Raw genomic sequence first — 19740 nt, 5'->3', positions numbered from 1 at the left:
GCTCCGATTCTGTCAGCGGAGATGCCCGCCGCTAGCGGGAATCAGACACGACGACCGCGGCGCACCCGGCGGATCACGAGCACGGCGAGCACGGCGACGAGGGCGGCGATCACCGCGACGTCCAGCACGCTCGAGTACCGGTCGATGAGCTCGTACTGCGTTCCGAGTGCCGCGCCGAGACCGACGAGCAGGCCGTTCCAGAGCAGGCTTCCGGCGATCGTGAACAGGCTGAACGAGAGCAGCGGCATCTTCGTCGAGCCGGCGGGCAGTGAGATGAGGCTGCGGATGCCCGGAAGCAGGCGACCGAAGAACACCGCCGAGCGACCGTGCCGCTCCAGCCACCGCGATGACTTCTCGAAGTCGTCACGGTCGACGAGTGGGAGCCGGGCGAGCAGCCGGATGGCCCGATCCTCGCCGATCCGCCGTCCGAGGCCGTAGAGCAGGAGAGCGCCCAGGTACGAGCCGACCGTGGCGAGAACCAGGACGAGCGCCAGGTCAAGGTCGCCCTGCTGGGCGAGGAATCCCGCGAGCGGCAGGATGACCTCGCTCGGTATCGGCGGGAAGACCGTCTCGGCAAGCGTGAGGAGCCCGACGCCGATCTCCCCCAGAGCGGCGATGACCCGTGCGGCGACTCCGACGAGACCGCCCAGGTCGGCCGCGCCGTCGCCGGCTGCGGCGTTCGGGGCCAGGGCCGTCAGCGAGCTCACCGCTCGTTCGGGACCAGGATCCACATCGCGACGTAGATGAGGATCTGCGGGCCGGGAAGCAGCATGGAGAGCAGGAAGGCGAGCCGGACGAGCCACGGCGCCCAGCCGAAGCGACGAGCGATGCCGACGCAGACTCCCGCGAAGATGCGACCGGACCGAGGACGGATGAGTTGGGCCATGCGTCCAGTCTTCCCAAAGTCGGCTGACATTCCCCAGTGGGGTAACCCCCGGAAGTCGATGGGTCGGCGATGAGCAGATCCCCAGGTGACGCCCCCGGTCGGGGTCATAGGTTGGACGGGATGTCGATGCAGCCGGTCGCGGCAGGCCGATGACGGGCACGTGCACGACGGCATCGGCAGCATGCACACCACAACGACGCGAGGGATGGACATGACGAAGTTCGGCTACACCCTGATGACGGAGCAGAGCGGACCGAAGGCGCTGGTGGGCTACGCCATCGCCGCCGAGCAGGTCGGCTTCGACTTCGAGGTCTCGAGCGACCACTACTCCCCCTGGCTCACCTCGCAGGGGCATGCCCCCTATGCCTGGGCGGTGCTCGGAGCGGTGGCTCAGGCGACGTCGAAGGTCGAGCTCGCGACCTACGTGACCAGCCCGATCCAGCGCTACCACCCCGCGGTCGTCGCCCAGAAGGCGGCGACGCTGCAGCTCCTCTCGGACGGGCGCTTCATCCTCGGCCTGGGCTCCGGCGAGAACCTCAACGAGCACATCACCGGTGAGGGCTGGCCGCCCATCGCCCAGCGTCAGGACATGCTGGAGGAGGCCGTGACCATCATCCGCGCCCTGCACACCGGGGAGCTCGTGACCTGGGAGGGCGACTACTTCAGAGTCGACTCGGCCAGGATCTGGGATCTGCCCGAGCAGGGCGTTCCGATCGGCCTCGCCGTCTCCGGCGACAAGGGCATCGAGCGGTTCGCGCCGCTCGGCGACCATCTGATCGCCGTCGAGCCGGAGAAGGACCTCATCAACAAGTGGGACGCCGAGAAGGGGCCTGGCTCACGCAAGATCGGCCAGATCCCGATCAGCTGGGGTCCCGACCGCGACGAGGCGATCGACCGCGCGCACGATCAGTTCCGCTGGTTCGGCGGAGGCTGGGCGGTCAACGCCGATCTGCCGACGCCCGCCGGCTTCGCCGGCGCCAGCCAGTTCGTGCGCAAGGACGATGTCGCCGAGAGCATCCCGTGCGGTCCCGACCTGGAGGCCATCGTCGAGGCGGTCAAGGCGTACTGGGAGGCGGGGTTCACAGACATCGCCCTCGTGCAGGTCGGCGACGCTTTGCAGCAGCAGTTCCTGGATCAGGCCGCAGCCCCGCTGCTGTCACTGCTCCGCGACGCCGCGAAGTAGCGAGCGGCCTCGACGCGGCGCCCGGGTTGAGCCCGGGGCCGCATCGAGGCGGCTTTACGTGGTGCGAGCTATTGGCCGCGGCCGGTCTTCGCCTGCAGGCGCTCGATGTTCTCGGACGCCTCGGCCTTGGTGATGTCGGCGGGGATCTCCTCGCCGGCCTCGCGGGCCAGGGTGTCGAGGTAGCTCTTCTGCGCACCGGTGATGGGCTCATCGCCGGTCACCCACTCGCTCGGGTCCTTGGACGCCGTGGTGCTGGGGTCGTCCCCGCGTCCGCCCAGCATCTCGGGCTCGGCAGCACTCTCGCCGGTGGTCTGGTCTGCAGTCTGGTCGGTGGTCTCGTCGGGGTTCGGGTTCTTCACATCGCTCATGACGGCAACCTACGCCGTGCCCCCGACATGAGGCGCGCAGCGACGCGATCAGCGTCGCAGCGACCATGCTGAGGAGCAGCGCACGCTTGCGCTGCGTCTCGAAGCATGGGGCTCCGAGCACGTTCAGGAAGCGGGCGGTGGGCTCAGAGGCCGAGCGCGTCGCTGTCGTCGAGGTGGTCGAGGAGGTCTCGAACGTCGTCATAGACCTCGACGGCGCCTGCGCCACGCAGCTCCTCCTCGCTGACGCCTCCGCTGCGCACGCCGATGGTGGGCACACCCGCCTTGCCGGCGGCCTGGATGTCCCAGATCGTGTCGCCGACGAAGACCGCCTCATCGGCGCCCACGCCCGCGCGCTCCAGCGCGACCTGGACGATGTCGGGTTCGGGCTTCGCCGTCTCGACGTCTCCGGATGAGGTCACTCCGGTGAGGTACCCGTCCACATCGAGCACCGTGCGGAGGGTGGCCAGCTCATCCTCGGGCGCCGAGGTGGCGAGCACCACCCGCACACCGCGGTCGGCCAGCTCGGCGATGAGCTCGCGGGCGCCGTCGAACGGGCGAAGACGATCGGCCATCGCGGCGTACAGCTCGCTGTGCGCATCGGAGGCGGCGTCGGCGATGGATTCGGCCGCATCGCCCACGAGGACCTTCAACAGCTCGTCGGAGTCCTTGCCGATGGCCCGATGGATCTTCCACGCGTCGACCGCATGACCTGCGCCGGCGAGCGCACGCTGCCAGGCGTCGACGTGAAGGTAGTTGGAGTCGACGAGGGTGCCGTCGATGTCGAACAGGATCGCCTTGATGGGTGTGGGCATCCTCCAGCTTTGCAGGATCTCCCCCCACATCGGCTGTGTCGCTGTGGAGAACCGAAGAAGTCGGCGACGCCTGGCCAGCCCTCGCCCGATGTCGGGGTCAGCACCTAGCATCGTCGAGATGGATTGGTTGATCTTGCTCGGGTGCGCCGTCGCGGCGGTCGTCGCGATCCTGCTGACCACCCGCGGATCCGGGCGCTCGAGCGGCGGATCGTCAGGCGTCTTCGGCGCTATCGACGAGGTGTTCGCGCCGAACCGCCACTCGACGATGCTCGAATACGAGCGCCAGACCGAGCTGCCTGCACCCGCTCCAGCTCCCGGCGACAAGGACTTCGACGCAGAGGCCAAGCTCGATCCCACCCGAGGACGCTGGGCGGGCACGATCCGCATCGACATCTGACGGCGCCTCGATGACCCGACTTCTCGTGGTCGCGGACACCCATGTTCCGCTGCGGGCCAAGCGGCTGCCGAATGAGGTGCTCGAGCTCCTCCCTGCTGTCGACGTCGTCGTGCACGCGGGCGACTGGGTCGATGAGCCGACGCTCGATCTGTTCGAGGAGTCGTCCCGGGTGCTGGTGGCGTGCTGGGGCAACAACGACGGATCGGGACTTCGCTCCCGCCTGCCCGAGACGGCGCGGGTCGAGGTCGATGGGATCCGCATCGCCGTCACCCACGAGACGGGGCCCAAGGAGGGTCGGGAGCGGCGCGCCGACGAGCGGTTCCCGGACGTCGATCTGCTGATCTTCGGCCACAGCCACATCCCATGGGACAGCGTCGCCCCGAGCGGGATGCGACTGCTCAATCCTGGATCGCCGACGGACCGACGGGCTCAGCCGCACGCCAGCTACCTCGTCGTCGACATCGCGGCCGGCCGCATCGACGCGGATCTGAGGCTGATCCCCCGGCGGCAGGCATGAGCGCACACATCGGCACCTCAGGCTGGAGCTACGACCACTGGAACAGGGTCCTCTACGACGGGCACGCGTCCAAGGATCGACTGGCGCGCTATGTCCAGGAGTTCGACACCGTCGAGCTCAACGCGAGCTTCTACCGCTGGCCGAAGGACACCTCGTTCGAGAGCTGGCAACGGCGCCTTCCTGCCGGCTTCCAGCTCTCGGTCAAGGCCCCGCGCGGGCTGACGCACGCCAAGCGCCTCTACTCCCCCGAGGTCTGGATCGAGCGGATCGAGCGGGGATGGCATGCCCTCGGCGACAAGCGCGCGATCCTGCTCGTGCAGCTCCATCCGCAGCACGAGCGGGACGATGCTCGGCTCGACTACTTCCTCTCCCGCCTGCCCTCATGGATACGGGTCGCCGTGGAGTTCCGGCACCCGTCGTGGCACACCGACGAGGTGTTCGAGCTGCTCGCCCGGCACGGAGCCGCCTACTGCGTGATGAGCGGAGCGAAGCTGCCGTGCATCCTGCGGGTGACCGCCGACTTCGTCTATCTGCGACTGCATGGCCCGGATACCGAGTGGCTCTACGGCGGCTCGTATTCGGACGAGGATCTCACCTGGTGGGCGGATCGCATCCGAGAGTGGCAGGCCGACGGCCGCGACGTGTTCGCCTACTTCAACAACGACGGCGAGGGCAACGCGGTGCGCAACGCCTGGACCCTGCGCGCAATGCTCGGCTGACCGGCATCTGACCGGGCTCGGATCGGATCGGATCCGATGCCGAGTTGCCCAGTTCTGCCGCTCGAAGGGCCCTCCAGGCGGCAGAACTGGGCAGCTCGGTCGCTGCGCTACTCGGCGGTGACGAAGTCGATGAGCTGCTCGACGCGCCCCAGGAGCTCGGGCTCGAGGTCCGAGTAGCTCTCGACGCGGGACAGGATGCGCTGCCAGGCCCGGGCGATGTCCGCCTGCTCGGCGTGCGGCCAGCGGAACGCCTCGCAGATCCCGTGCTTCCACTCGATGCCGCGCGGGATGACCGGCCACGCCTTGATGCCGAGGCGTTGCGGCTTGACGCCCTGCCAGATGTCGATGAACGGGTGGCCGACGACGAGGACGTCCTTCGCGAAGGGACCCCGAGCGACCGCGTCCGCGATCCGGCTCTCCTTCGAGTTCTTCACCAGATGGTCGACGAGCACGCCGACCCTCTTGCGCGGCCCGGGAGCGAACTCGACCAGGAGCTCCTCGAGATGGTCGACACCCTCGATGTACTCGACGACGACGCCCTCGATGCGCAGATCGTGGCCCCACACCTTCTCGACGAGCTCGGCGTCGTGCCGCCCCTCGACGAAGATCCGGCTGGCCCTCGCGACGCGGGCCTTCGCATCGGTGACGGCGATGGAACCGGAAGCGCTGATCAGACGTCCCTTCGACGCACTCAGCTTCGCCGGGGCCTTGAGCACCACGGGCTTGCCGTCGATGAGGAATCCCGGACCGAGCGGAAAGACGCGGACCTTGCCGCGGCGGTCCTCGAGCTTGACCATCCGGCCCTCGACACCCACGACGGCTCCGACGAATCCGCTGTCCGGCATCTCGACGACCACGTCATCCGTGGCCTCGACGATGGCGGGCGGGGGCGTCTTGGGCTTCTTCCAGTCGCTGCTGAGGACGTCGGCGCTGTATCGGTCGTAAGTCACCGGACGAGGCTAGCCGCGGCCTCGTCGAACTCCGGCAGACGTGGCCGCCCTCGAGCGGACCGCTACCGTGATTCCATGGATTCGGATCACCCGGCCGGGCGTTTCACCGTCTCGGCGGTCGACTGGGATGACCCCGACGCCGTCGCACTTCGACTGGCCCAGCGCGCGGAGATCGACGAGCTCTACGGCACGCCCGACAGCGAGCCGGGCCCGGCGCCGACTCGGGCCGATGTCGCCGTCTTCTTCGTGGCTCGGGACGCAGCGACCGGCGAGCCCGTCGCCTGCGGCGGTCTGCGGATGCTCGATGACGCGGCCGCGGAGATCAAGCGGATGTTCGTGCCGGTGCAGTGGCGCGGGCGGGGCGCCTCCGTCACGATGCTGAGCGCACTCGAAGCCGAGGCGGTCCGCCGCGGACTGACCCATCTGCGACTGGAGACGGGAGAACGGCAGGCGGCCGCCATCCGTCTCTACGAGCGCGAGGGGTACACCCGCATCCCGCCGTTCGGCTACTACGTCGACTCGGCGATCTCGCTCTGCTACGAGAAGGCGCTCTGAGGGGCGACGGACCGAACGAGTCGCGCGACCTGCCCAGTTCTGCCGCTCCGGAGCGCGTCCAGGCGGCAGAACTCGGCAGTTCGATGAGGTGGCTAGCCCTGCGCCTCGATGGAGACGGGCTGCCACTGCTCCCAGAGCGCGATCCGCTTCTCGTAGTCGGCCTTCGCGATGTCGATGGGCGATGCACCGAAGAAGATGCGCAGCGGCGGCTCCTCCGCATCGACGACCTTGAGGATGGCCGCGCCGGTCGCCGTGGGGTCCCCCGCCGCACCCATCCGTGACTTGCGTGCTTCGGCGACCTGCTCGTGCAGCTCCTGGTAGTCGTCCAGCTGCTGTGCCCGCTTCGCCGAGGATCCTCCCCAGTCCGTCGCGAACCCGCCCGGCTCGATGAGCGTGACGTGGATGCCGAAGCCGGCGACCTCCTGGGCGAGCGCCTGCGAGAAGCCCTCCAGCGCCCACTTCGAGGCGTGGTACGCCCCCACCAGCGGGAATGCGGAGATCCCGCCGATCGATGAGACCTGGATGATGTGGCCGGCCCCCTGCTTGCGCATGATGGGGAGGACCGCCTGGGTGACCCAGACCGCACCGAAGAGGTTGGTCTCCAGCTGGTCACGCCACTCCTGCTCCGAGACCTCCTCGATGAAGCCGAACTGGCCGTAGCCCGCGTTGTTGATGGCGATGTCGATCCGACCGAAGGTGCTGACCGCCTGTGCGACCGCGGCGAAATCCGCCTCGCGGTCGTTGACGTCGAGGGCGATCGGCAGGATCGCGTCGCCGTACTTCGCCTTCAGATCGTCCAGCGAATCGACGTCGCGTGCCGTCGCCGCGACCCTGTCCCCGCGCTCGAGGGCGGCGGTCGCCCATTCGCGGCCGAACCCGCGGGATGTGCCGGTGATGAACCAGACCTTGCTCATTGATGCTCCTTCAGCGTTCGCGTGCACGTCTCCGCGCATTCTGCGCAGCTTCCTGCGTCCCTTTCACGCTAGGACCTCCAGTCGGCCTTCACGTCGTTGACGGTCAGCTCGCGTCCCATGCCCATGCGACGTGGGGCGAGATCTCAGTTCGGACTCACCCTGCGGCGTGCGGACCGAAGCGATGACGCAGCGCCCGTCGTTCGATGAGGGTCCAGAGCGCCGAGGTGGCGAGATAGATGGCGGCGGCCAGTGGGACGATCACGGAGAAGACGGCCGAGAGGTAGCTCAGCCAGCTCATCGCCCGAGCGATCCGCATCGGGTCGGCTCCTGCCACTCCAGATGCGGCCGGCGGCACGACCGCGGCCGGCGCCTGCAGGTCGAGCCGACGGTTCGCCTCGCGTCTGCTCAGTTCGGCGATCACGATCATCACCGCGAAAACCGCGAGATTGACGAGCATGCCCGGCCATGCGACGGTGCCGAGATCGGAGAGCAGGCCCACGGCGAGCGGAGCTCCGCCCACGACATGGGAGACCAGCTCGTTGACGTGGCCGCCGATGACCGGCTGGGTGACGAGCCCGTAGAGGAGGCCGAGGATCGGCGCCTGGGCGAGCACGGGCAGGATGCCCGCCAGTGGAGAGACACCCTCTCGGCGATACAGCTCGACTGTCTCACGCTGCAGCCGAGCGGGGTCCGACCCGAACCGCCGCCGCAGTGCCGTCAGATCGGGCGCCAACCGCCGGCGGACAAGGTCTGCCCTGGCCGCGGCGATCGCGAGCGGCACCAGCGCACCGCGGACGGCAAGGGTGAGCCCGACGATCGCCAGGGCGAATCCTGGAGTGCCGATCAGCGGGACGAGCAGGTGGGCGACGAAGAGGACAGCGTCGTATGCGCTGCTGAGCAGGCCGGCGATCGGCCCGAAGGCATAGATGTTCAATGGATCTCCTCGAGGTCATGCGGATGGTTTTCCGGATGACCGCGCGGACGGATGGCGAGCTGGGGTGCGTCACCCCGTGGAGGGGTGGACGGACGCCGAGGCTGTCGGTCAGGCGCGCGCGGTCGAGAGATGACGCGAGGGCGCGCGCGGCTCCGGGCGACCCGCCGCTCGCCACAGCGTCTCGGAGACGAGAGCCGCGAGTTCGGGCGCATGCAGCCGATCCGCGGAGGCGAGCTCTCGCACCGGCGCGGCCGTGGCGCCAAGGCGGCGGAGCACCAGGCCCACCGCGACTCCGGCCAGCATCAGGCCGGCTCCGACGAGCAGCAGCTGCCCGTCGACGGGCATGCCGAGCACCGCGATCAGGTGCAGGACGGCGACCACGAGCTCAGTCTGCAGCAACGAGGGCTTCGACACACGCGCTTCGCGCGCGGCTCAGCCACCGGCCGGGGCGAGCGACGAGCCCCTCCGGTGGCTGAGCCGGACGAAGGCCGCGTCGAAGCCCACCCGACCGAATCCCCGACCGAACGGGCCAGCCACCCATCCCGCCGGCGCAGGGTCAGTCTGCGGAGGGGAGGAGGATGCCGATGTTGACGAGGTCGCGGATCTGCGGCAGCAGCTCGGCACGCAGCGCGTCGGGGTCGCCCTCGAGCAGCTGGGCGACAGCGTCGCTGATCGATCCGACCTCCAGCTCGCCGTCGCAGGCGCCTACGAAGCCGGCGAGCGCGCTATCGATCTCCACGGTCCGGCCGAAGCCACCACCCTGACGCAGGTCGATCACCGCGGGGTGGGCGTCGCCCGGCCAGTAGTGCCGCTGCTCGGTGACATCCGCAGCCACCACGAGTCGTGCGCGCAGCAGAGCGTCGTCGGAGAGGTCCGTCTGCCAGTCGTGGGCGGCGATGCAGGCCGCGACATGCGCCGACAGCCCGGCGTCGCTCGCACCCAGCGCCCCGTGCAGCCGCTCGAATCGGGAGAGGGTGGGAAGGGAGCCCACAGGCTTTCGAAGGATCAGATAGCCGAGACCGATCCGATCCACGTCCCGCACCGCGAAGTCTTCGAGCCATGCCGCGTACAGCTCATCGAAGCGAGGCGTGCGGGCGAGGACTCCCCCGTCGCGGATCCAGGTCTCGGCGTACTGCGACGCGGTCAAGACGTCCCGCTCGACGACCCAGGCATCGAGACCGGCCGCTCTGGCCGCGAGCCGCATCCGATCCAGTCCGTCGCGATCGACGTGATACTCCCAGTTGCCGAGAAGCACCGCGATGCCGCCCGGGGCGAGGTGCGCAGGCAGCTCGCCGATGAGGGTCGTCATCAGGTCATCCCCCGAGCGACCGCCGTCGCGGTACTCGAGCAGCGGAACGCCGTCGACCCGAGGCGTGACGACGAACGGCGGATTGGACACCAGCCGATCCACCGTCTCCCCGGCGAGTGGTCGGAACAGGTCGCCGAGCCGGAAGTCGATGTTCTCGGCCCCGTTCAGTGCCGCGTTCAGCCGTGCGAAGCGGAGGGCGCGCTCGGAGATGTCGGTGGCGATGACCCGATCGGCATGCGCGCTCGCGAGCAGCGCCTGGATGCCGCAGCCGGTTCCGAGGTCGAGCGCGGTGCCGACCCGATCGGTCGGCTGCAGCCCGAGCAGGGTGGTCGATGCTCCGCCCACTCCGACGACGTGGTCGTCACGCAGCGGCCGACGGGTGACCGCCTCGTCGAGATCGGAGACGATCCACCACGAGGTCGCCCCGTCGGCGTCGACGAAGGTGTGCGAGCGCAGGGAGCAGAGGGCCCGCACGCCGGCGTCCGAGACCTCGACCAGTTCGAGCGCCTCGGCTCCCGCGAGCCCCAGGGAGGGCAGCGCGTCGCCGACCCGCTCGGCGGGAAGCGTCTCTCCGAGGATGAACAGCGCGCCGAGGGTCGCCAGCGCGGAGTCGTCGGACCTGCCAGCCAATGCCCGCCGCGCAGGCAGCAGCTGTCCCCGCACGATGGCATCGTCCGCATCCGGCCCCCACAGCTCGCGGATCCCGCTCGCGGTGTAACCGGCTGCCATGAGATCCTCGCGCAGCGCCGAGGCCGAACCGCCTTCGTCGATGCCCATGTGCCCTCTCTGCGGCTACCCCGTCCGCTGCCGGTCCGCCGCCGGTTCGCTCCCGCATCCGTGGACGGATCGGGCGACCATCCGAGTCATCCGTCCGACGGTGCGGCTCGAACCGCCATCCACCGTAGCGCGGCGCGCCGACGTGGTTGGCTGGCTCCATGGCACGAACGGAGCGCGGGCTCGACCGGGTGGTCTTCTTCACGGACGCGATCGCGGCGATCGCGATCACCCTGCTGATCCTCCCGGTCGTCGAGGCGGTGTCCGAGGTGTCGTCGGAGTCCGCGTCTCCGGTCGCGATCTTCTCGGAGCACGCGGGACAGCTCATCAGCTTCGTGATCAGCTTCGCCGTGATCGCGCGCCTCTGGTACGCGCATCACCAGCTCTTCGAGCACGTCGAGGCGTACTCGCCCCGGCTGATCCTGCTCGGCGTCGCGTGGGCGTTCACCATCGTCCTGCTGCCCCTGCCGACGGCCATCACCGCGGAGTTCTCGCCGAGCCCGCTCACCGTCGGCTTCTACATCGGGACCATGCTGCTCAGCAGCGCGCTACTGACCTCGATGACCCTCCTGGTCAGGAGATCGCCGCAGATCCAGGCGGCCGACAATCCGGTGACGAATCGGCGGCTGGTCGGTTCCGCGGCGACCACGATCGCCTTCGCGGTCGCACTGGTCCTCGGCGCGCTCGTCCCCGTGATCAACTACTGGGCCCTGCTGCTGCTCGCCGTCACGCCGATCTTCGAGCGTCCGCTCATCCGCTCGCTGGATCGGAGATCGGGAACGACGTCCGCCAGCCGGGTGCCCTCGACGAAGGCTTAGGCTTGTTCCACCGATGCAGCCGCTGACCGAGACCGAGATCCGCGCGTCGCTCGTCAATGCGAGCGCCGGCGAAGCGAGCCGGATGACCCTTCCCGGCCTGCACGAGATGCTGTGGGACGAGCGCGAGTACCTCGGCTGGATCGACTCCAAGGTCGTCCACCGCGCCTACATCGTGCAGTGGCGCGACGGCTCTCCCGTCGGCATGGTGCTGCGCGCGACCGAGAACCGGATGCGTCCCGGCATGAACGCGATGTGCTCGCTCTGCCAGACGCAGCGCCCGGCAGGTCAGGTCTCGATGTTCGCCGCGGCCCGGGCCGGGGAGGCCGGCCGCAACGGCAACACCGTCGGCACCTACATCTGCGCCGACCTGTCCTGCTCGCTCACCATCCGTATCGCGCCGCCCGCCTACGACATGCAGCCCGACCCCGCAGAGATCGTCCAGCGGCGGATCGCCACGCTTCAGACCCGACTCTCGGCTTTCACGGATAGCGTTCTGACCAGCTGATTCACTCCCTTCGCACCTGAGGAGGCCTCATGACCATCCATCTGAACGACGCCGGGCTGAAGCACGCGAAGTCGCTCATCAGAGCGGGCGATGTCGTCGTCGACGAGCCCGGTGACTGGTCCTCTGCGCAGGCGTCGACCTCCGACGAGAACGCATTCCTCGAGAAGCACGGCTGGGCCGAGTACGCGGAATGGTTCCTGGCCTACGACGATTCGGAGAACGAGGAGACGAAGGGCCGCTTCAAGTTCCCCTATGGCGACTTCGGCAAAGTGCACAGGTCTGGCGTGATCGCCGCCGAGCAGCGCGCGGGAAGCGAGCACGACCGGAAGGTCGAGGCCGCCGCGAAGGAGCTGCTGGAGCTCATAGACAAGGACTGATGGGGCCGGGCCGGATCCACGGCCTCCCGGCGCTGGATCGGCGATGGCCGGACCGTCAGACGCCAGGACCGTCAGACGCCTGAACCGTCAGACGCCCGGACCCAGCTCGGGTTCGGTGTCGATCCCGAAGTCGTGGCGCAGCGCCGACAGCGCGGCTCGCCAACCGGGCAGCCCGTGCACGCCTGGGCCGGGAGCGGCCGACGATGAAGCGAGGTAGATCCCCCGGCCCGGTGTCCGCCACGGATCGGGAGCGAGCACCGGCCGGACCAGCAGGCCGAGGAAGTCGCCGTTGCCGGACGCGATGTCGCCGCCGATGTAGTTGGGATCGTGCAGCTCCACGTCGTGCGCGGAGCGGCTGCTCGAAGCGAGAACGAGGTCCCGGAACCCCGGCGCGAAGCGCTCGATCTGCCGCATGATGGCCTCCGTCTGATCGAGCCGCGATCCGCGCGGGACATGCGCGTAGGTCCACAGGGTGTGCTTGCCCTCCGGCGCCCTGCTCGGATCGAACGTGCTCGGCTGCGAGACGAGCACGTAGGGCCGCTCGGCGTGGCGCCCGGCGGTGACTGCGCCCTCCGCTTCGGCGATCTCGGCCCTGGTGCCCCCGACGTGCAGGGTGCCGGCTCGACGGGACTCCTCGTTGGCCCATGGCACGGGGCCGGAGAGCGCGAAGTCGACCTTCGCGACCCCGTTGCCGTACCGCACCCGGCGCAGCCGGTCGAGGTATCGATCGGGCAGGCGGTCGCGCGCGATCCGGCCCATGGCACGCGCGCTCGTGTCGAAGAGCACGACCCGCGAGCTCGGAAGGGCGCGCACATCGGACACCTCGGAGTCGAGCGCGATGCTGCCGCCGTGCGCGAGCAGATCGTCGGCGAGGGCATCGACGATCCGCTGGCTTCCGCCGATCGGGATCGGCCAGCCACCGGCGTGGGCCCAGGTTGCCAGTGCGAGTCCGGCGGCGGAGGCTCCGAGGCTGGGCAGGGGCTGCACCCCGTGCGCCATCACTCCGGTGAGCAGCCCGGCCGCCTCATCCGTGCTCCACCGTGTGTTCCAGGCTGGACCGCCCTGCTCGAGGACGCGCAGTCCGAATCGGGCCAGGGTGATCGGATGGCGCGGCATCCGCAGCAGCGAGTCGCCGGTGATCGACGTCAGGTCCCCTACCGAGCGCACGAGGGGGTCGAGCAGTCGGCGCCAGGCGGGCCCATCGGCGCCGAGAGCCGCGCTCGTGAGGGCGAGGTCCCGATAGGCGAGCCCGGCCCGACCGCCGTCGAGGGGGTGCGCGTAGGACAGCTCGGGGTTGACGAAGTCGACCCGGGAGGTGAGCCCGAACCGCTGGAAGAACGGCGATGCGAAGGCCATGGGGTGAACGGCGGAGCAGATGTCGTGGAAGTACCCGGGCAGTGTCAGCTCGGCGGTGCGCGCTCCACCGCCGATCGTCCCCGCCCGCTCGTGGACGGCGACCCGAAGGCCGGCGCGAGCGAGGGTCACAGCGGCAGCCAGCCCATTGGGCCCTGCCCCGACCACCACGGCGTCGAGCTCTGTCATCGCGTCAGTCTGACAGTGCTCGGATCGTGGGCGCCTGGGTGTCGGTGCCCCCGATGTCAGGAGAGCTCGAGATCACGCGTCCGGGCCGGGATCGGCGAGCACCGCGAGCACGTTGCCGCTCGGATCCTTGAACCAGGCGATATCGGGGCCGCCGCCCAGCCCGCGGGCGATGCCTCGAGAGTCGGTCGGGAAGTCCTCGTCGGAGTAGATCTTCGTCTCGACGCCGGCCGCGCGCAGCTCGTCGACGGCGGCATCGATGTCCTCCACCCCGAAGTTGAGGAAGGTGTAGGACGACGGCTCGTGGTTCGGCTTCTCGTACACGAACAGATGCGCTCCCCCGGGCAGCTCGACGTCGATACCGCCCATCGTGTCCGTGACGGTGAGACCGAGCCTGTCGGCGTAGAACTCCTTCGAGGCGGCCACATCGTCGGTGGACACCCCCGGGAACGCCCTGCTGTTCTCGAACACTGTCGACTCCTCCTGCTGACCCGCGATGCCCCCGGATCCACCCTGGCACCGCTGGCGACACAGGTCGAGTCCCTCCGGCGAAGGGCGGTCCGATCGGTGTCGGCGGTGGGTCATAGGGTGTGGTCAGCGCATCGGAAAGGACCTCCCCATGGATATCGAGACGAACTCCACGAAGGACTCCAAGATGGACTTCAAGATCGAGCTCATAGCCCTGCCGGTGAGCGACGCCGACCGGTCGCGCGACTTCTACGAGCGGCAGTGCGGGTTCACCGTCGATCACGATCAGCGGGTGAGCGATGAGCTCCGCTTCGTGCAGGTGACCCCTCCCGGGTCGGCGTGCTCGTTCGCGTTCGGGCCGGGGGTCAGCGATACCGAGCCGGGCAGCTTCAGGAACGCGACGATGGTCATCGACGACGCACAGGCCGCCTTCGACTTCCTCGTCGGCAACGGCGTCGACGCCGATGCACCGGTCGACGAGGGCTGGGGCACGTTCGTGTACTTCCGCGATCCCGACGGCAACAGGTGGGCGCTGCAGCAGATGCCCGATTGGTCCGGTCTGGGCTACGAGCCCGAGACCGAGACCGCCTAGCCGAAGCGCCGCACCCGGTCATGACGTATCCCAAACGGGCGATCATCAACCTCTTCGAGATGAATACGCCCGGGCACATCACCCACGGCATGTGGCGGCTGCCCGGCAACAGCCGGCATCGGTACACCGACCTCGGCTACTGGCTCGAGCTGGCGCGCATCGCGGAGCAGGCGGGCTTCGAGACGATCTTCCTGGCCGATGTGGTCGGCGCGTACGACGTCTATCGCGGCAGCGCCGATCCTGCCATCCGCGAGGGTCTTCAGATCCCGAACAACGATCCGCTCCTCGTCATCCCCGCCATGGCGACGGTCACCGAGCGACTCGGCTTCGGGGTCACCTTCTCCACCAGCTACGAGCCGCCCTTCGCCTTCGCGAGGCGGATGAGCACCCTCGACCACCTCACCGAGGGACGCGTCGGGTGGAACATCGTCACCTCCTACCTGCCCAACGCGGCGCGCAACTTCGGGCTCGAGGAGGAGATCCCGCACGATCGGCGCTACGAGATCGCCGACGAGTTCATGGACGTCGTCTACAAGCTCTGGGAGGGCTCCTGGGAGGACGATGCGGTGGTCCTCGACCGGGAGCGCGGCATCTACACCGACCCGGCCAAGGTGCACGCCGTCGACCACGTCGGCGAGCACTTCCGGGTCGCCGGCCCGCATCTGTCCGAGCCGTCCCGACAGCGCACCCCCGTGCTGATGCAGGCCAGCGCGTCGAAGGCCGGCATCGACTTCGCGGCCAAGCACGCCGAGGTGCTGTTCACCGCCGACCGACCCCCTGGAGCGCTCCGGACGAACATCGCGACGATCCAGGATGCGGCCGTCGGGCACGGCCGACGCGCGACGGATCTGAAGTTCCTGGTGATGGCGACCGTAATCACCGGCGACACGCAGTCGGAGGTCGACGAAAAGCTCCGTCAGTACCGCAGCTTCTCCAGCGCCGAGGGCAAGTTCATCCATCAGAGCGTGCCGTTCCATCCGCTCGATCACCCGGGCGACATCACCGTGCGCGAAGCCCTCGAGCGCGAGGGCCGAAGCGACGTCATCGCCGCAGGCGGACTGCCCCTGCACCTCACCATCGATCAGTTCAGCATCGCGGTGGACCAGGCGTGGGACGAGAAGCAGTTCTTCGCAGCGGGCACTCCCGATCGTGTCGCCGACACCATCGAGCATTGGCTGGATGACTTCGGGATCGACGGCTTCAACCTGCGTCAGTACCACTCGTTCGACACCGCCCGGGACTTCGGCCGGCTGGTCACCCCGGAGCTGCGGCGACGTGGACGACTCGCGCCCGCCGGTGAGCCTCATCGATCACTGCGGAACGGCCTGTTCGGCGAGGGCGACCGCCTCCCGTCCCGCCACTACGCCGCCCAGTACCGGCGGAGGTGATGACCTGAGCGACCGCCCAGCCACAGACGTTGGTCGAGGAGGCGCCCCGCGCCGTACCGAGACCCGCTGCCGTCGGCAACCGGTCTCGAGACGGCCGCGAACGGCCTCCTCGACCAACGCGGGCGGTTAGATCTACAGCTTGCTCGAGCGCTCCAGGACGAGCTCGCGGACGCGGGCGGCATCGGCCTGGCCCTTCATCGCCTTCATGACCGCGCCGATGACAGCGCCGGCGGCCTGCACCTTGCCGTCGCGGATCTTGGCCAGCACGTCGGGCTGGCTCTCGAGCGCGGTGTCGATGGCGGCGATCAGCGCGGTGTCGTCGGAGACGACGGCGAGGCCGCGCGCCTTGACGACCTCGTCGGGCGAGCCCTCCCCCGCCACCACGCCCTCGAGCACCTGGCGGGCGAGCCGGTCGGTCAGCTGCCCGCTCTCGACCAGCGCGATGAGCTCGCTGACGTTGAACGGGGTCACCAGCGTGCCGGGCTCGACGCCCTGGGCGTTGGCGATGCGGAGGATCTCGCCGAGCCACCATTTGCGCGCCTGCGCGGGCGACGCGCCGGCCTTCACCGTCTCCTCCATCTCGACCAGGATGTTGGCGTTGAGGATGTCGCGGAACTCGGAATCCGTGAAGCCGTAGTCCGCCTGCAGGCGACGGCGGAAGATCGCCGGCGACTCGGGCAGGGCGGCGCGCAGCTCGTTGATGAGCTCGGCCGACGGCACCACGGGCAGCAGATCGGGCTCCGGGAAGTAGCGGTAGTCGTCGGCGTCCGACTTCGGGCGGCCGGCGCTCGTGGTTCCGGTGTCCTCGTGCCAGTGCCGGGTCTCCTGGGTGATCGTCCCGCCCTTGGCGAGGATCGCCGCCTGGCGCTGGATCTCGTAGCGGACCGCCCGTTCGACGCTGCGCAGGGAGTTGACGTTCTTCGTCTCGGTGCGGGTGCCCAGAGGTGCTGGCTCCTCCCCGGCCTTACTGCGGGGACGCAGCGAGACGTTGGCGTCGCAGCGCAGGTTGCCGCGCTCCATCCGCGCCTCGGAGATGCCGAGCGAGCGCACGATGTCGCGGATCGTCGCCACGTACGCCTTGGCGATCTCAGGAGCGCGCTTCTCGGCCCCATAGATCGGCTTCGTGACGATCTCGACCAGCGGAACGCCCGCACGGTTGTAGTCGACGAGAGAGTATTCGGCGCCCTGGATGCGACCGGTCGAGCCGCCCATGTGGGTCAGCTTGCCCGCGTCCTCCTCCATGTGCGCACGCTCGATCGGCACCGTCACCGTTGTGCCGTCCTCGAGCTCGACCTCGACGCTGCCCTCGAAGGCGATGGGCTCGTCGAACTGGGAGATCTGGTAGTTCTTGCCAAGGTCGGGGTAGAAGTAGTTCTTCCGCGCGAATCTGCTGGACTTCGCGATCTGGCAGCCGAGCGCCAGCCCGAGCGAGATCGAGTACCGGACGGCCGTCTCGTTGACGGTCGGCAGCGATCCTGGCAGCCCGAGGTCGACGGGTGCGATGTTGGTGTTGGGCGCACTGCCGAACTCGTTCGGGGCGGCGGAGAACATCTTGGTCTTGGTGGACAGCTCGACGTGCACCTCGAAGCCGAGCACGGGCTCGTACGTCTCGAAGACCTCGTCGAAGTCCATAAGCTCGGCCGAGCCGTGTGCGGTCGCCATCAGCGGGTCCCTCCGTCGGGCTCGGTTCCGAAACCGGGTTCGGGGGCGCCGTGCACCGGCAGCACGGACGCGGGCGCGGGCGCGGGCGCGCCGACGGTCGCCCGCTCGGCGCCCATCCCAGCCATCGTCGGCAGCTGGTCGAGCAGCGATCCGCCCCACTGCTGAGCGAACAGCGCCTCGAAGGCGGCGCCGATCCGATACAGGCGGACGTCCTCGCGCGCAGGCGCCATGATCTGCAGGCCCGTGGGCAGGCCGTCTTCGGCGGCGAGGCCCATCGGCAGGCTCATCCCGGGGATGCCGGCCAGGTTGGCCGGGATCGTGGTGATGTCGTTGAGGTACATCGACAGCGGGTCGTCCGTCTTCTCGCCGAAGGTGAAGGCGGTGGTCGGGGCGCTCGGTGAGACCAGCACGTCGACCCTGTCGAATGCGGCGGCGAAGTCGCGCTGGATGAGGGTTCGCACCTTCTGGGCGCTTCCGTAGTAGGCGTCGTAGTAGCCGGCGGACAGGGCGTACGTGCCGAGGATCACGCGACGCTTCACCTCGGGGCCGAAGCCGGCCTCGCGGGTGGCGGACATGACCTGCTCGACCGTTCCACCGCCCTCGGGGGTGACACGCAGGCCGAAGCGGACGGAGTCGAACTTCGCGAGGTTGCTCGATGCCTCGGCGGGGAGGATGAGGTAGTAGGCGGCGATCCCGTATTCGAAGTGCGGGGCGCTGACCTCCACGATCTCGGCACCGGCGGCCTCGGCGAGCGCGAGCGCCTCGGTGAAGCGGTCGTTGACGCCCTTCTGGAAGCCGTCGCCGCCGAGCTCCTTGATGACGCCGATCCGGACGCCCTTCAGCGACGGTGCCTCTGCGCCCTCGCGGGCCGCTGCGGCGAAGGACGGCCAGAAGTCGGTGAGGGAGGTGGCGTCATGCGGGTCGTGGCCACCGATGACGTCGTGCAGCAGCGCGGCGTCGAGCACGGTGCGGCTGACCGGGCCGACCTGGTCGAGGGAGGAGGCCAGGGCGATCGCGCCGTAGCGCGAGACGCCGCCGTAGGTCGGCTTCACGCCGACCGTGCCGGTGAAGGCGGCGGGCTGGCGGATCGATCCGCCCGTGTCGCTGCCGAGCGCGAAGGGCGCCTCGAAGGCGCCGACCGCCGCGGCCGAGCCGCCCCCGGAGCCGCCGGGAGTCCGCTCGCGGTCCCAGGGGTTGCGGGTCGGACCGTAGGCGGAGTACTCGGTGGAAGAGCCCATCGCGAACTCGTCCATGTTGGTCTTGCCGAGCAGCACGAGGTTGGCGGATCGCATGCGCGCGACGACGGTGGCGTCGTACGGAGGCATCCAGCCTTCGAGGATCTTGGAGCCGGCGGTCGAGGGCATGCCGATGGTGCAGAGCACGTCCTTCACCGCGACCGGGACTCCGGCGAGAGGTCCGACCTCATGGCCGTCGGCTCGGAGCTGGTCGATCTCGCTGGCGCGCTTCAGCGCTCCATCGGAGTCGATGTGCAGGAAGGCGTGCAGATCGGTGTCGACCGCCTCGATCCGATCGAGGTGCGCGCGGGTCGCCTCGACGGAGGACACCTCGCGGGTGCTGAGCAGCTCCGCGAGCGCGGCCGCGGTCACGCGGGTGAGGTCGGTCACTGCTCCTCCCCCAGGATGGCGGAGACCTTGAAGCGGCCGTCGGCCGACTCGGGCGCCCCCGAGAGCGCCTGCTCGTTGGTCAGCACCTCGCCGACGACGTCGGGGCGGAAGACGTTGGTGAGCGGGATGGGGTGGCTCGTCGCAGGGACGTCGGCGGTGGCGACCTCCGAGACCTTGCGGATGTTGTCGACGATGGTGCCGAGCTCGACCGCGAGGTGCTGGATCTCGTCGGGAGTGAGGGCGATTCGGGCGAGACCTGCGAGGTGCTGAACCTGCTCGGCGGAGATGACCTGTTGCTCGGGCATGGCTTCGAGTCTAGAGCGGCGGGCGGATACCGATCCGGCCCACCACCGACGGCAACCGGTCTCGAGACGGCCCAGCCTTCGGCGGGGGCCTCCTCGACCAACGAGGTCGGTAACCCCTCCGTAACACCGGCGGCGTAGCTTTG

24 protein-coding genes are annotated in these 19740 nt (G+C 69.3%); 10 read left to right on the top strand and 14 right to left on the bottom strand.

The genetic code is table 11. The features are described from left to right. Positions 1-41: 41 nt before the first annotated feature. Positions 42-707: a DedA family protein gene (locus tag E6C64_RS17535; protein ID WP_438941874.1), complete on the bottom strand. Its 666-nt coding sequence runs from the start codon at positions 705-707 to the stop codon at positions 42-44. After that, a complete protein-coding gene (locus E6C64_RS17530) occupies positions 704-886 on the bottom strand; it encodes a PspC domain-containing protein (protein ID WP_136428962.1) in 183 nt (60 codons plus the stop codon). The genes E6C64_RS17535 and E6C64_RS17530 overlap by 4 nt, the downstream gene beginning before the upstream one ends. Positions 887-1097: 211 nt before the next feature. Here E6C64_RS17530 and E6C64_RS17525 point away from each other — a divergent pair, with 211 nt between their 5' ends. Further along, entirely contained in the window at positions 1098-2069 is a 972-nt protein-coding gene (locus tag E6C64_RS17525; protein WP_136428961.1) for a TIGR03557 family F420-dependent LLM class oxidoreductase, read from the top strand. Between the two features lie 68 nt (positions 2070-2137). Here E6C64_RS17525 and E6C64_RS17520 read toward each other — a convergent pair whose 3' ends face one another. Both E6C64_RS17520 and E6C64_RS17515 read right to left on the bottom strand, forming a co-directional pair. Further along, positions 2138-2350, bottom strand: coding sequence for a DUF3072 domain-containing protein (locus E6C64_RS17520; RefSeq protein ID WP_233255733.1), 213 nt, complete (start codon positions 2348-2350; stop codon positions 2138-2140). A gap of 230 nt (positions 2351-2580) precedes the next feature. Then, the gene (locus E6C64_RS17515) at positions 2581-3249 is read right to left on the bottom strand and encodes an HAD family hydrolase (protein ID WP_136428959.1); all 669 of its coding nucleotides are present in this window, start codon (positions 3247-3249) and stop codon (positions 2581-2583) included. 118 nt (positions 3250-3367) lie between these two features. Between E6C64_RS17515 and E6C64_RS17510 the strand changes: the two genes are divergently transcribed. The 3 genes from E6C64_RS17510 to E6C64_RS17500 are packed head-to-tail and all read left to right on the top strand — an operon-like array spanning position 3368 to position 4882. Beyond that, entirely contained in the window at positions 3368-3646 is a 279-nt protein-coding gene (locus E6C64_RS17510) for a hypothetical protein (RefSeq protein ID WP_136428958.1), read from the top strand. Positions 3647-3656: 10 nt separating this feature from the next. Beyond that, a complete protein-coding gene (locus E6C64_RS17505) occupies positions 3657-4163 on the top strand; it encodes a metallophosphoesterase family protein (RefSeq protein WP_136428957.1) in 507 nt (168 codons plus the stop codon). Beyond that, a complete protein-coding gene (locus E6C64_RS17500; RefSeq protein ID WP_136428956.1) occupies positions 4160-4882 on the top strand; it encodes a DUF72 domain-containing protein in 723 nt (240 codons plus the stop codon). Before E6C64_RS17505 ends, E6C64_RS17500 begins: the two co-directional genes overlap by 4 nt. A 107-nt stretch (positions 4883-4989) precedes the next feature. Here the strand turns inward: E6C64_RS17500 and E6C64_RS17495 are convergent, their stop codons facing one another. Beyond that, on the bottom strand, positions 4990-5832 hold the full coding sequence (locus E6C64_RS17495) for a DUF3097 domain-containing protein (protein ID WP_136428955.1): 843 nt from the start codon (positions 5830-5832) through the stop codon (positions 4990-4992). Between the two features lie 75 nt (positions 5833-5907). Between E6C64_RS17495 and E6C64_RS17490 the strand changes: the two genes are divergently transcribed. After that, a complete protein-coding gene (locus E6C64_RS17490) occupies positions 5908-6387 on the top strand; it encodes a GNAT family N-acetyltransferase (RefSeq protein ID WP_136428954.1) in 480 nt (159 codons plus the stop codon). 92 nt (positions 6388-6479) lie between these two features. On the opposite strand, the gene E6C64_RS17485 is transcribed toward E6C64_RS17490, so the two are convergent. From E6C64_RS17485 to E6C64_RS17470, 4 genes are all read right to left on the bottom strand, one after another. After that, complete coding sequence (locus tag E6C64_RS17485) at positions 6480-7301, bottom strand: SDR family oxidoreductase (protein ID WP_136428953.1); 822 nt, start codon at positions 7299-7301, stop codon at positions 6480-6482. 154 nt (positions 7302-7455) lie between these two features. Continuing rightward, positions 7456-8235, bottom strand: coding sequence for a YidC/Oxa1 family membrane protein insertase (locus E6C64_RS17480; protein WP_136428952.1), 780 nt, complete (start codon positions 8233-8235; stop codon positions 7456-7458). Between the two features lie 108 nt (positions 8236-8343). After that, positions 8344-8634, bottom strand: coding sequence for a hypothetical protein (locus E6C64_RS17475; RefSeq protein WP_136428951.1), 291 nt, complete (start codon positions 8632-8634; stop codon positions 8344-8346). Positions 8635-8791: 157 nt separating this feature from the next. After that, entirely contained in the window at positions 8792-10321 is a 1530-nt protein-coding gene (locus E6C64_RS17470) for a DUF7059 domain-containing protein (protein WP_136428950.1), read from the bottom strand. A 158-nt stretch (positions 10322-10479) separates the two neighbouring features. Between E6C64_RS17470 and E6C64_RS17465 the strand changes: the two genes are divergently transcribed. From E6C64_RS17465 to E6C64_RS17455, 3 genes are read left to right on the top strand one after another with little or no spacing between them, the layout of a single operon-like run. Beyond that, positions 10480-11136 (top strand): TMEM175 family protein, encoded by a 657-nt coding sequence (locus E6C64_RS17465; RefSeq protein ID WP_136428949.1) that lies wholly within the window; start codon positions 10480-10482, stop codon positions 11134-11136. Positions 11137-11149: 13 nt separating this feature from the next. Beyond that, the gene (locus E6C64_RS17460) at positions 11150-11641 is read left to right on the top strand and encodes an FBP domain-containing protein (protein WP_136428948.1); all 492 of its coding nucleotides are present in this window, start codon (positions 11150-11152) and stop codon (positions 11639-11641) included. Positions 11642-11670: 29 nt separating this feature from the next. Then, positions 11671-12018 (top strand): hypothetical protein, encoded by a 348-nt coding sequence (locus E6C64_RS17455; protein ID WP_136428947.1) that lies wholly within the window; start codon positions 11671-11673, stop codon positions 12016-12018. 87 nt (positions 12019-12105) lie between these two features. Here the strand turns inward: E6C64_RS17455 and E6C64_RS17450 are convergent, their stop codons facing one another. Beyond that, on the bottom strand, positions 12106-13560 hold the full coding sequence (locus E6C64_RS17450; protein WP_136428946.1) for a phytoene desaturase family protein: 1455 nt from the start codon (positions 13558-13560) through the stop codon (positions 12106-12108). Between the two features lie 72 nt (positions 13561-13632). Beyond that, complete coding sequence (locus E6C64_RS17445) at positions 13633-14028, bottom strand: VOC family protein (protein WP_233255707.1); 396 nt, start codon at positions 14026-14028, stop codon at positions 13633-13635. 184 nt (positions 14029-14212) lie between these two features. Between E6C64_RS17445 and E6C64_RS17440 the strand changes: the two genes are divergently transcribed. Beyond that, positions 14213-14617, top strand: coding sequence for a VOC family protein (locus tag E6C64_RS17440; RefSeq protein WP_136429343.1), 405 nt, complete (start codon positions 14213-14215; stop codon positions 14615-14617). A gap of 20 nt (positions 14618-14637) precedes the next feature. Further along, the gene (locus E6C64_RS17435; RefSeq protein WP_136428944.1) at positions 14638-16005 is read left to right on the top strand and encodes an NtaA/DmoA family FMN-dependent monooxygenase; all 1368 of its coding nucleotides are present in this window, start codon (positions 14638-14640) and stop codon (positions 16003-16005) included. Positions 16006-16137: 132 nt separating this feature from the next. Here E6C64_RS17435 and gatB read toward each other — a convergent pair whose 3' ends face one another. Genes gatB through gatC form a run of 3 tightly spaced genes read right to left on the bottom strand, consistent with a single transcriptional unit; the run spans position 16138 to position 19597 of the window. Next, positions 16138-17667, bottom strand: a complete 1530-nt coding sequence (gene gatB / locus E6C64_RS17430; RefSeq protein WP_136428943.1) for an Asp-tRNA(Asn)/Glu-tRNA(Gln) amidotransferase subunit GatB — start codon at positions 17665-17667, stop codon at positions 16138-16140. Continuing rightward, on the bottom strand, positions 17667-19292 hold the full coding sequence (gene gatA / locus E6C64_RS17425; protein ID WP_136428942.1) for an Asp-tRNA(Asn)/Glu-tRNA(Gln) amidotransferase subunit GatA: 1626 nt from the start codon (positions 19290-19292) through the stop codon (positions 17667-17669). Before gatA ends, gatB begins: the two co-directional genes overlap by 1 nt. Further along, a complete protein-coding gene (gatC, locus tag E6C64_RS17420) occupies positions 19289-19597 on the bottom strand; it encodes an Asp-tRNA(Asn)/Glu-tRNA(Gln) amidotransferase subunit GatC (protein ID WP_136428941.1) in 309 nt (102 codons plus the stop codon). The genes gatA and gatC overlap by 4 nt, the downstream gene beginning before the upstream one ends. Positions 19598-19740 lie beyond the last annotated feature (143 nt).

It is taken from the genome of Naasia lichenicola, assembly GCF_004801885.1.
Lineage (GTDB): Bacteria > Actinomycetota > Actinomycetes > Actinomycetales > Microbacteriaceae > Naasia > Naasia lichenicola.
Note: the sequence above shows the minus strand (reverse complement) of the source record. Positions and strands in the feature narration are given on the sequence as shown.